The sequence below is a fragment of the Streptomyces sp. NPDC093065 genome, from assembly GCF_044754585.1.
Lineage (GTDB): Bacteria > Actinomycetota > Actinomycetes > Streptomycetales > Streptomycetaceae > Streptomyces.
Map to the genome: position 1 here is coordinate 117,644 of NZ_JBIVPJ010000023.1, position 12,130 is coordinate 129,773.

Genomic DNA, 12,130 nt, shown 5'->3' on the forward strand with positions numbered 1-12,130 from the left:
CATGGTGTGTGCCCCAGCGGCACGACTCGGACGGGGCACGCCTCAGACGATGTGGACCTCGGGCACGTAGAGGATCCAGCGCCCTCCGGCGTCGCGGAAGGCCTGTTCCTTGGCCATGATCTCCTCGCGGTGGTTCCAGGCGAACAGCAGTGCGTAGTCCGGGTAGGGGTCGCGGAACGCGGTGTCCGGGCGCACCGGGATGTGCATGCCCGGTGTCAGCTTTCCCTGCTTCGACGGAGTCGTGTCGCAGACGTAGGGTACGAGTTCCGGTCCGATGCCGCAGAAGTTCGTCACGGTGGAGCTCTTCGCCGTGGCGCCGTAGCCGGCGATCCGGTGGCCCTGCGCCGTCAGGTCCCGCAACAGGGCGACCAGGTCCCGGCGGACGGTGTGCACGGACGCGCCGAACCGGTCGAGCCCGGCCGCCTCCCCGATGCCGCGGGCCGCTTCCTCGGCCTGCAGTTCGGCGACGGCAGGCGTGGGCGTGCGCCGGCCCGCCCGTGCGAGGGTGTAGCGAATCTGGCCGCCGTGCACCGGCAGCCGTTCGACGTCGACCAGCTCGAACCCGAAGCACGCGGCCATGGAGGCCACCGAGCGGGCGGTGAAGAAGAAGACGTGCTCGTCGTAGATCTGGTCGAAGCTGGTCCGGGCCAGGATCTCGCCCAGGTAGGGGTCCTCGAAGACGAACACACCGTCGGGCGCCAGGAGGATGTCGGCGCCCTCGAAGACGGCGCCGATGCCGGGAATGTCGCACATCGTGTTGGCGGAGTACACCACCTGCGCGTGTCCCTCGGCGGCCCGCACCTCGGCGGCCGACTCCGCGTCGAAGAAGGCGCTGTGGACCCGGCCCCCGGCGTTCCCCGTCGGCTCGAAGGCGAGATGGCGCACTCCGGCGTCGGCCACGGTGCGCAGGGTGACGCCGTCGTTGCAGCCGATTTCCACGAAGAGCGGGTCGGGGCCGCGCAGTTCCCGCGCGAGGAACCCGTGGCCCGTCTCCTCGAAGTGCGTGTGCATCACCGTGGAGCCGGCCGAGTGGTACGGGTAGCCCTTGTGGAACAGCCGCTCCCGGGGAACGTCCTCGGTGAGCTGCACCATGCCGCAGGACGTGCAGGCACCGACGGCGAGCCGGTAGCGGAACTCTTCACCGGTCGCGTCGGGACTGACGAACGCTGAGGACAGGGGATGGCTGCCGAAGTCGAGGAACTCGCGGACCGTGCTGCTGCATATCCGGCACTGTGACATGGGCGCGGACAACTCCGAAGGTCGAGTGGTCGTGGTGGGTTCAGACAGCCGGAGGCTGCCCGGTGAGGCTGTGCAGGCAGGCCACCAGACTGCGCGCCTGAATGTTGACGTAGTGGCTGTGCCGCAGGAGGTCGACCAGTTGCCGCACCGTCATCCAGCGGAAGTCGGGGTGGCCGAAGCCGGCGTCGATGTCGGTTTCCACGACGAGGTACCGGTTGCGCGCGTGGTAGAAGCGCCCGCCCTCCTCGGAGAGCACGGCGTCGAACCGGATGCGGTCGGCGGGCGCGTCGAGCACCTCGTCCAGGAACATCGGGCGCGCCGCGTCGGGCAGGTGATCGAAGTTGCCGGGGGTGCACTGCACGGTGGGGGACAGCTCCGCGACGTCCAGGTAGCCGGGCTCGACCAGGGCGTGCATCAGGACGTGAAGCACTCCGTCGATGGACCTCACCAGGAAGGCGACGACGCCGCCGTCGCGTGGTTTGATCATCGGCTGGGTCCAGCCGCCGACCTCCCTGCCCCCGGCCCGTACGTCCACGGCGATCAACTCGAAGAACCGGCCGCTGTCGTGGGTGATGGCGTACTCGCCGCGCTGCCACTGTTCGAGGGCGTTCAGCGGCAGCGTGCTGGTGTGCACCTCGGAGCGGGTGCGCACATCGGTGACCCAGTTCAGGATGTGGCCGTCCGGGTGCAGACCGCCGCCCGTGCCGTGGCACGAGCGCAGCAGTGCGGCGGTGAAGGAGTCGTCGGCGGGTCCGGGCGCCGTCCGCTGCGTGGGGCCGGAGAAGGGCAGGCAGGACAGGACGGTGCGGGCGTCCATGTTGACGATGTCGTCCAGGGCGAGCAACTGGTGGATCTGGCCGAGGGTGAGCCACCGGAAGCCGTCGAGGAGTTCCACGTCCTCGGTGACCTCGACGATCATGTTCCGGTTGCGCTTGCGGTAGAACCACGAGCCCTGCTCGGACTGGCGGACGTCGGTGATGACGCGGTGCCGACCGGGTTCCCTGAAGTAGTCCAGGTAGGGCACCGGGCGGCCCCGGTGGACGCGCGAGTAGTTGCTGCGGGTCGCCTGTACAGTGGGGGAGAGCTGGAGCCCGTTGACGTTCCCGGGTTCCACCTTGGCCTGCATCAGGAAGTGCAGTACGCCCTCGAACTCCTTCGCCAGGATGCCGAGGATTCCGATCTCCGGCTGGTTGATGATGGGCTGGGTCCAGTGCGGCACCGGCCCGTCGGGGACCGTCACGTCGAGCCCTTCGACCCGGAAGAAGCCGCCGCTGACATGGGCGAGATTCCCGGTGACCGGGTCAGTGGTCCAGCCGGTCAGTTCGTCCAGGGGAATGGGCCGCACGTCTGTGTAGGCACGCTCGGCGAACTCCTTGAACCACGGGTGGAAGGTGTCCAGCGGCGTGGCCCGGCTGTCGCGGGCGTCGACGGACCGGCTGATCCGCCCCGGCACCGCCGCCGCGGCGGCGGGGTGTTCCGTCATCGAGGGCTCCTCGTCTGCTGTCGGGCGGCCTGCGTTCAGACGGTGCGCAGGACCTCGCGCAGCGCGTCGATCACCTTGTCCTGTACGTCCGGCGACAGGGACGGGTACATCGGCAGGGAGAAGATCTCGCTGGCCAGGGACTCGGTGACGGGCAGCGACCCCTCGCCATAACCGAGGTGCGCGTAACCGCTCATGGTGTGGACCGGCCACGGATAGCTGATGTTGAGCATGATGTCGTACGACTTCAGGGCTTCCACGACGGCGTCTCGGCGTGGGTGGCGGACCACGTACACGTAGTACACGTGCTCATTGCCGAGCGTCGTGCCCGGCAGGACCAGCTCCGTGTCGCCGAGGCCCTCGGCGTACCGCTCGGCGACCGCGCGGCGCCCCTGCACGTACTGGTCGAGTCGGCGCAGCTTGCGGCGGAGGATCTCCGCCTGCACCTCGTCCAGGCGGCTGTTGTGACCGGGGGAGCGGACGACGTAGTAGCGCTCTGCCATGCCGTAGTAGCGCAGCTGGCGCAGGGCGTCGGCGGTCTCGGCGCCGGCCGTGATGACGGCGCCGCCGTCGCCGTAGGCGCCGAGCACCTTGGTCGGGTAGAAGGAGAACGCCGCCGCGTCGCCCATGCTGCCGGCGGGCCGGCCGTGGTGGGTGGCTCCGTGCGCCTGGGCGCAGTCCTCCAGAACGGTCAGACCGTGCCGGCCGGCGATCTCCCGCAGCGGCTCCATGTCCACGCACTGCCCGTACAGGTGCACCGGCAGCAGGCACCGGGTCCGGTCGGTGACGGCCGCCTCGACCTGGGCGGTGTCCATGAGGTAGTCCTCGGCGCGCACGTCGACGAAGACCGGCTTCGCGCCGGTGCCTTCGATGGCCACGACCGTCGGCGCCGCGGTGTTCGAAACGGTGATGACCTCGTCACCGGGGCCGATGCCCAGGGCCTGGAGGCCGAGCTTGACCGCGTTGGTGCCATTGTCGACGCCGACGCCGTAGGTGACACCGTGATACGCCGCGAACTCCTCCTCGAAGCTCCGCACGCTGTTTCCGAGCACGAGCCTGCCGGAGCGGAAGACATGGTCCACTGCGTCGAGGATATCGTCGCGCTCTTCCTCGTATTCCGCCAGATAATCCCAGACGAGCGTGGTCACAGATACTCCCGATTCTGCATAATTGGGCGGTGCGAACCGGCCCAAGTCTGGCCAGTCCGTCTGGAACTCACAACCCCTAGCCGCCCCACACCGGTTGGGGCCACCCCAGACCAACGTTTTTCATCTTGCGGTGAATGCGATGATATCGCTAGCTTGCGCCCATGAAGGGAATAATCCTTGCCGGGGGCACGGGTAGTCGGCTCAATCCGGTAACCATCGCCGTGACAAAACATCTCCTGCCGGTCGGCGAAAAGCCGATGATTTATTACCCCATCTCGGTCCTCATGTTCGGTGGCATCAAAGAAGTACTCATCATCGCGAGGCCGGAGGACATCACACAGTTCCAGCGCCTGCTTGGCGACGGATCGCATCTGGGCCTGTGCATCGAATACGCCGAGCAGCCGCGACCGACCGGCCTGGCGGACGCCTTCGTCATCGGCGCCGATCACATCGGCAACGACTCGGTCGCCCTCGTCCTCGGCGACAACATCTTCCACGGGCCGGGCTTCCAGAACCTCCTCGACGAGCACACCAGGGACGTCCAGGGCTGCGTCCTCTTCGGGTACGGCGTCAAGGACCCCGAGCGCTACGGGGTCGGCGAGACGGACGCCCTCGGCCGCCTGGTCTCCATCGAGGAGAAGCCCCTCCGGCCCCGGTCGAACCGCGCCATCACCGGCCTGTACCTCTACGACAACGACGTGATCGACATCGCGAAGAACGTCCGCCCCTCCCCACGCGGCGAGCTCGAGATCACCGATGTCAACCGGGTCTACCTGGAGCGCGACCGGGCCACCATGATCGACCTCGGGCGAGGTTTCGCCTGGCTGGACACCGGAACGCCCGAGTCGCTGCTTCAGGCGTCCTTGTACGTGCGGACCCTGGAGGAGAGGCAAGGGGTGCGCATCGCCTGCCTTGAGGAGATCGCCCTGCGCAAGGGTTTCATCGACGCCGACCAGTGCCATCGCCTCGGCGAGGCCCTCGGCAACTCCGGCTACGGCCAGTACGTCATGGACATCGCCCGGGAACTGTCGGCCTGACAGGGCGTCAGCCTGCTTGCGTGGCCGCCACCGGGCAGCGGGCGACGCCCTGCACGACGGGCGACCGCATCCGGCGCACCACGTCACCGGCCAGGCCCAGACCGCCGACCCGGTCGGCGACGAGCATCCCGAGCGCCGCCCCGGTCAGGAACCGCACCACGGGCGCAGTGAAGCCGGCCGGGGAGCGCCCGTGCAACGACAGCGGGGGCACGCCGGTTGCCCGGGTCACAAGGAACCCGTCCGGGTCCGGGTACGCCTCCGGATCACGGCCGGCCGCGTCGACGAGGACCACCACCTGGTGCCCCTTGTCGAGCCTCTGGCCCGCGATCTCCACCTCCTCGCTCACGATACGGCTCTCCAGACGAACCGGCGGCTGGAACCGCAGCGTCTCCTCGACGGCACCCGCCACCAGCCCGGGATCCTCCCGCAGCAGCGCCAGCTGACCGGGGTGGGCCAGCAGCGCCAGCGTCGCGTTGCAGACCAGATTCGCCGTGATCTCCACACCCACCACCAGGGTGAGCATCAGCGCCACGGTCGCGTCGGCCGCCGCCCTGCCCTGGTCCGGGGCGTCGCGCAGCAGCCGGCTCACCGGATCGTCGCCCGGCGCCGCGGTCCGGGCCGCGACCAACGTGTCGACCACCTTCCGCAACCCGTCGAAGGACTCGACGAGCCTCCTGGTCATCGCCAGGGTCGGCGGGCACAGCAGGGCGTCGAGCGCCGTGCCGGCCCCAGCGCACAGCCCGGCCACCTCCGCGCGCTCGGTCTCGGAGAGCCCCAGCAGCTCCGCGACCGCGGCGACCGTACCGGGCCGCGCGAAGTCCTCCATCAGGTCGAACGAACCCTCCAGCGACCCCAGCGTCCGCTCGAACACCCCCTCGACGGCGCCGCGACTCCGCTCCAGCGCCGCACTCCCGAGCACCGGCGCGACCGCCGCCGTCAGCTCGGCGTAGAACGCCGGGGGCCTGGCCAGCACGTCGTCGTCGAGCTGGAGCACGTGCTTCAGGCTGGAACCCGCGTCAATGCCGAAGACCTTCCGACGGCGCCGCGCCTTCGGATCGCGCAGCGTCAGCCGTTCGTCCTTCAGTACCTCGGCACCCGCCGTGTACGACGCCGTGACCCACGTGTCGGACTCGCTCTGCCGCATCGCCGGCCGTCCCCGCATCCCCCGGTACAGGGTGTGCGGATCGATGCCCTGGGCGCGCAGGATCAGCGCGTACGGATCACCGCGGTTGCCCCGCATCCACTGAGTACCTCGAGCCGCCAGCAGATGCCGCGTCAGTTCGCTGTCGTCCAGCAGCCTCGGATCGACCTGATGCCTCGTCATGGCTGTGGAGCTCCCTTCCGTCACACCCCGGTGGACACGGTCAGTGATGTTCCTAGCCGGTCCCGGCACCAGTGGGCCACCCCTGCCGCCCGGTACTGCGGGTCACCGGCCCACCTGCGGCGAAAAGGGGTGGATAGGGGCTGAAGGGGTCCGGGAGACATGTGAGGGTGTGCCCGTACCTGGTGGAGGTGCGTACTCCCATTCACGTGACCGGATGACGGGAAGGCCTGATGGCTAAAGCTTTGATCATCGGTGGTGGCGTCGCGGGACCCGCCAGCGCCATTGCGCTGCAGCGGGCCGGACTCGAACCGGTCGTCTACGAGGCGTACGACAGGGACGCCGACGGGATCGGGCAGAACCTCGTCCTCGCCGTCAACGGATACAGCGCTCTGCTCGCCCTCGGCGTCGGACACCTCGCCCCTGGCTTCGACATCCCCCGCTACCGCTTCCACCTCGGCAACGGCAAGCAGCTGTGCCAGGTGCGCAACGGCTCCCCGCTGCCCGACGGCACGGCCGCCCGTGCCATCACCCGCTCCGACCTGTACACGACGCTGCGCGACGCGGCCATCGACCGCGGCGTCGAGACCCACTTCGGCAAGCGGCTCGTCGACGCCTCGCTCACCGAGAAGGGGGTCGTCGCACGCTTCGCAGACGGCACCGAGGCCACCGGCGACGTCCTCGTGGGCGCCGACGGCCTGCACTCCGTCACCCGCAAGGTCATCGACCCCTCCGGAATCCGCTACCGCTACGGCGGACTGTGGACCACGGGCGGCTACGCCACCGGCGTCGCCGTTCCCAGTGACCCCGGCACCGAGTTCATGTACCTCGGAAAGCGCGGCTTCTTCTGCCACATCCCCGACCCCGAGGGCCGCGTCTGGTGGTACGCGTCGATCACCCGACCCGAGGAGCCCGACCCGAAGGACCTGGCAGCCGTCACTCCCGAGGAGTGGCGCGCCGAACTCATCCGCCTGTTCACCGGCGACGCCAACTCCGCCGTCGAGCTCATCAACGCGACCGAGGCCATCTGGCCGCCCCGTCCCATCCAGGACATCCCCACCCTCCCCAAGTGGCGCAACGACCGGATGGTCGTCATCGGCGACGCATGCCACGCCGTCTCGCCGTCCGCCGGACAAGGCGTCTCCATGGCCATCGAGGACGCCGTCGTTCTCGGCAAGTGCCTGCGCGACATCCCCGACATCCCCCGGGCCCTGTCCGTCTACGAGGACATCCGCCGTGAACGTGTCGAACGCATCGTCGCCTTCGGCAAGCAGTGCGGCCAGGCCCTGATGACCGGCAGCAAGGCCCGCAGGATCGGCCGGGACGTGTTCGCCCGCATCGCGTTCAGCCAGCGCGGCGCCGAGAAGGGGCAGGAGGAGATGCGCTGGCTCTACGACCACCGCATCGACTGGGACGCCCCGATCGGCACCACCAACGTGCCGGCCGGGGCGTAGGGGCCGGAGGCATCGGCCGGCCGCTGTGACCGGACCAGCGGCCGTGGCACGACAGGGGGAGGAGATGCCATGCGCGTCCTGTTCGCGGTGTACGGCGCGAAGACACACTTCTACAACGTGGTCCCGATGGCCTGGGCGCTGCGCGCCGCCGGGCACGAGGTGTGCGTCGCGAGCCAGCCCGAGATCGTGGACGCCATCACGCGCACCGGCCTGCCCGCCGTCGCCGTCGGCGAGGAGGTCGACCTCCGCCTGCGCTCCGGCGCCGGCGGCGACGACCACGTCACCAGCGGTTCCTCGTGGCGCGACCTCAACGCGGGTGTCACCGAGACCCGGCCCGAGGAACTGACCTGGGACTACGTCCTCGGCACCTTCACCATCGCCTGCTCCATGCACTACGAGCACGCCACCGGGGGCCGGCCCATGCTCGACGACCTCGTCGAGTTCGCCCGCCACTGGCGCCCCGATCTCGTCATCTGGGACGCCATGACGTTCGCCGGTCCGGTGGCGGCCCGCGCTTGCGGCGCCGCCCACGCCCGCATGCTGTTCGGGATCGACTACATCGGCAGGATGTACGGCGACTACGCCACCCAGCTCGCCGCGCAGCCGCCCGAACGCCGGGACGATCCGGTCGGCGACTGGCAGGCCGGCCGCCTCGCCCGCTTCGGCTGCCCCTGGGACGACACACTGGCCACGGAGATGATGACCGGTCAGTGGACCATCGACCCCACACCGCCATGGATGCAGTTCCCCCTGGACCTGCCCTTCACCCCGGTCCGGTACCTGCCGTTCAACGGACCCACCGCCGTGCCCGACTGGGTGCACGAGCCACCGAAGCGCCCCAGGGTCTGCCTGACCCTCGGCATGACGGCACGCGAAGTGCTCGGCGGCGACCTGTTCTCCACCGCGCAGATGCTCCAGGCGCTGGCGGAACTCGACATCGAACTCGTGGCCACCCTCGATGCCGGCCAGCTCACGGAACTCGACGCCCTCCCCGACAACGTGCGCGTCACGGACTTCGTCCCCCTGAACGACCTGCTGCCCAGCTGCTCCGCCATCGTGCACCACGGCGGCTTCGGCACCCTCGGCAACGCCCTCGCCCACGGCGTCCCCCAGATCATCGCGCCCGGTCGCTACTGGGACGAGATCCGCTTCGGCGAACGGCTGGCGGACCGCGGCGCGGGCCTCCTTCTCGACTACGAACGCCTTTCCGGCGACGGCCTGCGCAACCACCTCGACGCCCACATGCTCAAGAACCAGATCAACCGGCTCCTCGACGAACCGTCGTTCCAGGAGAACGCCGCCCTCATCCGTGAGGAGCTACTCGCCACCCCCAGCCCGCACGACCTCGTGGCGGAGCTGGAAGAACTGACCGCCCATCACCGCGACTAGGGCCTCGGTCCCCAGCGCCTGCGAGGGAGTTAACAGCGTGTCATCAGGAAAGTGGTCCGGGAAGACAGTAGTTGTCACCGGTGGCACCGGGTTCATCGGATCGCACTTCGTCGAAGAACTGCTCGCTGCCGGCGCCGACGTGACCTGCCTCTACCGCCGTGACAACCGGGGTGTCCTGCCTCAGCTCCCCAGCACCGAACGGCTCCGACCCGTGCAGTGCGACGCCCTCGACGAGCATGCGCTCGCCGCCGCCTTCGACGCACTCCCGCAGGTGGACGCCGTCTTCCACTGCGCGGTGGTCTCCGGTACCTGGGACTTCCGCCGCGAGCACTCGGCGCAGATCCTGGACACCAACATGCGCACGGTCTCCAACACGCTGCGGCTGGCACGACGGCACAGCGTCCCCGAAGTCGTCATCCTCAGCTCCAGCGACGTGTACCTGTCGCCGACCACGGACCCCATCCGCGAGGACGACGACTTCCACCGGCAGATGCACTACCACCCGGACGGCTACTACCTGTCCAAGACGTACACGGAAGTACTCGCGGAGACCTACCGCAACGAATACGGCATGAACATCTACCTGCCCAGGCTCACCAGCGTCTACGGTCCTCGGGACAACTTCGAGGTGGACACCACCCGCGTCGTCCCCAGCATGTTCGCCAAGGCCGTCTCGGGACAGGAAATCGAGATATGGGGAGACGGCAGCCAGACCAGGACCTATATGTACGTCACCGACCTGGTCCGCGCCATCCTGCAGACCGTCGGCAACGACAAGTACCACACCATCAACGTCGGAACGGCGGAAACCGTGTCCGTCCTCCAGCTCGCACAGTACGTGTGCGCCGCGCTCGGACAGCCCGAGCGCATCACATTCCTCCGTGACAAATCGGGCGGCCGGCCGAGCCGCAATCTCGACCTCGGAAGGCTCGACGAACTCATCGGCTTCCGCCCCCGCACCCTCCGCGAAGGGCTTGAGGCGACCGTCGACTGGTACCGCAGGCACCGCCCCTATCAGCCCCTAACGTGAAGGACCGGCAGCGGAACTCGGCCAGGTAAATAAGGGTGTGATGCCGTTGTGGCGGCGGGATAGCGTGGCCATCACCGTCCCCTCGCCCTGTCCCGCTGGAAGAGGATTTATGCGCGTCCTTCTCACGACTCATGCCGTGCATTCACATCTCTACAATCTGGTGCCGATCGCCTGGGCGCTTCGCACCGCGGGTCACGAGGTGTGCGTGGCCACCCACCCCAATTTCCTGGAGACCGCGAAGAGCACCGGAATCACCACGGTGCCCGTCGGCGAGGAACTCGCCGCCCCCCGCGACCTGCCGGCCGCCCCTGGCGCCCCGGCCGGGTCCGGAACGCCTTTCGGATTCGGCTACGACATGGCGGAGACCCGCCCCGAGGTGCTCACTCCCGACTACGTCCGGGGAACACTCGCCACCTACACGTCCAGGATGTGCGAGTACCTGTCCAACCAGTCCATGCTCGACGACCTGGTGGAGTTCGCCCGGGCCTGGAAACCGGACCTGGTCGTCTGGGACGCGCACCACTACGCCGGGCCGGTCCTCGCGCGGGCCGTCGGCGCGGCACACGCCCGCATCCTCGCCGCCCCCGACCACTGGGCCAGGATGCACTCCCTGCTGCCGGCCCCCACGTCCGGGCAGTCCGCTGTACCCGGCGACGACCCGATGGCCGACTACCTCGGGGGCAAACTGGCCCCCTACGGCGCCGAGTTCGACCAGGAGATGGTGGTCGGGCAGGCCACCATCGACCCGCTGCCGTCCTTCCTGCGCTTTCCTCTGCCGAACGGTCACCTGCCGATGCGGCACGTCCCGTTCAACGGCCCCGCCACCATCCCCGCATGGCTGCGCCGCAAGCCGAGGCGTCCGCGCGTCTGTCTTACGCTCGGCATGACCCGCAGGGCGTCCGGCGTCGAGCAGCGGGCCGGGAACGCCTTCCCCTTCGCCACCGTGCTGGAGCAGCTCGCGGGCCTGGACGTCGAGGTCGTGGCCACCCTCAGCGCCGACCAGGTGCCGCCGGGCACCAGCATTCCTGAGAACGTGCGGATCTTCGACTACTTGCCCCTGAACGCCCTCCTGCCAACGTGCACGGCGATCGTCCACTACGGCGGCATGGGCACGGTCGGCGTGGCCGCCGTGCACGGCGTTCCCCAGCTGAGCATTCCCGGCAACATCTGGGGCGAGGGGGTCGTGATGCGGCAGTGGGCCGAGCAGGGCGCCGGCCTGGTCGCCGACGCCGACACCCTCGTGGAGCGGCTGGGCCGGCTCATCGACGACCCGTCGTTCGCAGCGGGAGCGGAGCGCATCCAGAAGGAGATGCTGGCCGCCCCGAGCCCGCACGACCTCGTCCCCGCACTGGAAGAGCTCACTGAACGGCACCGGGACTCCCGGACCCATGCCGCCTGAACGACACGAACTGCCTGGAGAACCGGTGGACAACGAGGAGAAGCTCCTCCAGTACCTCAAGCGCGCGACCGCCGACCTGCGGGAGGCCCGCCGACGGCTGCGGGAGAACGAGCAGCGCGCGGGAGAGGCCATCGCCATTGTGGGGATGGCGTGCCGGTATCCGGGTGGGGTGTCTTCGCCTGAGGGTTTGTGGCGGGTGGTTCGGGATGGTGTGGATGCGATTGGGGAGTTTCCGGAGGATCGTTATTGGGATGTGGAGGGGTTGTTTGATCCGGTGCCGGGGGTGCCGGGGAAGAGCTATGCGCGTGAGGGTGGGTTTGTTGGTGGTGCGGCTGATTTTGATGCGGAGTTTTTCGGTATCAGTCCGAATGAGGCGTTGGAGATGGATCCGCAGCAGCGGTTGTTGTTGGAGTCGTCGTGGGAGGCGTTGGAGCGGGCGGGGATTGTTCCGGGTTCGTTGCGGGGGAGTGCGACGGGTGTTTTTGCTGGGGTGATGTATCACGATTATGCGGGGAGTGGGGCGTTGGGGAGTGTGGTGTCGGGGCGGGTGGCGTATGCGTTGGGGTTGGAGGGGCCGGCGGTGAGTGTGGATACGGCGTGTTCGTCGTCGTTGGTGGGGTTGCATTTGGCGGT

10 protein-coding genes are annotated in these 12,130 nt (G+C 68.8%); 6 read left to right on the top strand and 4 right to left on the bottom strand.

Going from position 1 to position 12,130, the window contains the following annotated elements; translation table 11 throughout:
* Nucleotides 1-42: 42 nt before the first annotated feature.
* Genes ACIQFU_RS31655 through ACIQFU_RS31665 form a run of 3 tightly spaced genes read right to left on the bottom strand, consistent with a single transcriptional unit; the run spans nucleotide 43 to nucleotide 3,867 of the window.
* Nucleotides 43-1,239, bottom strand: a complete 1,197-nt coding sequence (locus ACIQFU_RS31655) for a class I SAM-dependent methyltransferase (protein ID WP_402556110.1) — start codon at nucleotides 1,237-1,239, stop codon at nucleotides 43-45.
* A 40-nt stretch (nucleotides 1,240-1,279) separates the two neighbouring features.
* A complete protein-coding gene (locus ACIQFU_RS31660) occupies nucleotides 1,280-2,722 on the bottom strand; it encodes an NDP-hexose 2,3-dehydratase family protein (RefSeq protein WP_402556112.1) in 1,443 nt (480 codons plus the stop codon).
* A gap of 35 nt (nucleotides 2,723-2,757) precedes the next feature.
* The gene (locus ACIQFU_RS31665) at nucleotides 2,758-3,867 is read right to left on the bottom strand and encodes a DegT/DnrJ/EryC1/StrS family aminotransferase (RefSeq protein WP_402556113.1); all 1,110 of its coding nucleotides are present in this window, start codon (nucleotides 3,865-3,867) and stop codon (nucleotides 2,758-2,760) included.
* Nucleotides 3,868-4,028: 161 nt separating this feature from the next.
* Here ACIQFU_RS31665 and rfbA point away from each other — a divergent pair, with 161 nt between their 5' ends.
* Nucleotides 4,029-4,904: a glucose-1-phosphate thymidylyltransferase RfbA gene (gene rfbA, locus ACIQFU_RS31670; protein ID WP_402556114.1), complete on the top strand. Its 876-nt coding sequence runs from the start codon at nucleotides 4,029-4,031 to the stop codon at nucleotides 4,902-4,904.
* A gap of 7 nt (nucleotides 4,905-4,911) precedes the next feature.
* Here the strand turns inward: rfbA and ACIQFU_RS31675 are convergent, their stop codons facing one another.
* Nucleotides 4,912-6,228, bottom strand: coding sequence for a P450-derived glycosyltransferase activator (locus ACIQFU_RS31675; RefSeq protein WP_402556115.1), 1,317 nt, complete (start codon nucleotides 6,226-6,228; stop codon nucleotides 4,912-4,914).
* A gap of 230 nt (nucleotides 6,229-6,458) precedes the next feature.
* Here ACIQFU_RS31675 and ACIQFU_RS31680 point away from each other — a divergent pair, with 230 nt between their 5' ends.
* The 5 genes from ACIQFU_RS31680 to ACIQFU_RS31700 form a co-directional block, all read left to right on the top strand.
* Nucleotides 6,459-7,679 (top strand): FAD-dependent oxidoreductase, encoded by a 1,221-nt coding sequence (locus ACIQFU_RS31680; protein ID WP_402556116.1) that lies wholly within the window; start codon nucleotides 6,459-6,461, stop codon nucleotides 7,677-7,679.
* Nucleotides 7,680-7,748: 69 nt separating this feature from the next.
* Complete coding sequence (locus ACIQFU_RS31685; protein ID WP_402556117.1) at nucleotides 7,749-9,068, top strand: activator-dependent family glycosyltransferase; 1,320 nt, start codon at nucleotides 7,749-7,751, stop codon at nucleotides 9,066-9,068.
* 37 nt (nucleotides 9,069-9,105) lie between these two features.
* Entirely contained in the window at nucleotides 9,106-10,098 is a 993-nt protein-coding gene (locus ACIQFU_RS31690; protein WP_402556119.1) for an NAD-dependent epimerase/dehydratase family protein, read from the top strand.
* Nucleotides 10,099-10,207: 109 nt separating this feature from the next.
* A complete protein-coding gene (locus ACIQFU_RS31695; protein ID WP_402556120.1) occupies nucleotides 10,208-11,497 on the top strand; it encodes an activator-dependent family glycosyltransferase in 1,290 nt (429 codons plus the stop codon).
* 25 nt (nucleotides 11,498-11,522) lie between these two features.
* Nucleotides 11,523-12,130 (top strand): beta-ketoacyl synthase N-terminal-like domain-containing protein (locus ACIQFU_RS31700; protein WP_402556121.1); only part of this gene is annotated, 608 nt, incomplete at its 3' end.

What these genes read in the sequence shown, in the direction of transcription:
- ACIQFU_RS31655 (WP_402556110.1), bottom strand. Translation starts at nt 1,239, where the DNA reads ATGTCACAGTGCCGGATATGCAGCAGCACGGTCCGCGAGTTCCTCGAC.
- ACIQFU_RS31660 (WP_402556112.1), bottom strand. Translation starts at nt 2,722, where the DNA reads ATGACGGAACACCCCGCCGCCGCGGCGGCGGTGCCGGGGCGGATCAGC.
- rfbA (WP_402556114.1), top strand. Translation starts at nt 4,029, where the DNA reads ATGAAGGGAATAATCCTTGCCGGGGGCACGGGTAGTCGGCTCAATCCG.
- ACIQFU_RS31675 (WP_402556115.1), bottom strand. Translation starts at nt 6,228, where the DNA reads ATGACGAGGCATCAGGTCGATCCGAGGCTGCTGGACGACAGCGAACTG.
- ACIQFU_RS31680 (WP_402556116.1), top strand. Translation starts at nt 6,459, where the DNA reads ATGGCTAAAGCTTTGATCATCGGTGGTGGCGTCGCGGGACCCGCCAGC.
- ACIQFU_RS31685 (WP_402556117.1), top strand. Translation starts at nt 7,749, where the DNA reads ATGCGCGTCCTGTTCGCGGTGTACGGCGCGAAGACACACTTCTACAAC.
- ACIQFU_RS31695 (WP_402556120.1), top strand. Translation starts at nt 10,208, where the DNA reads ATGCGCGTCCTTCTCACGACTCATGCCGTGCATTCACATCTCTACAAT.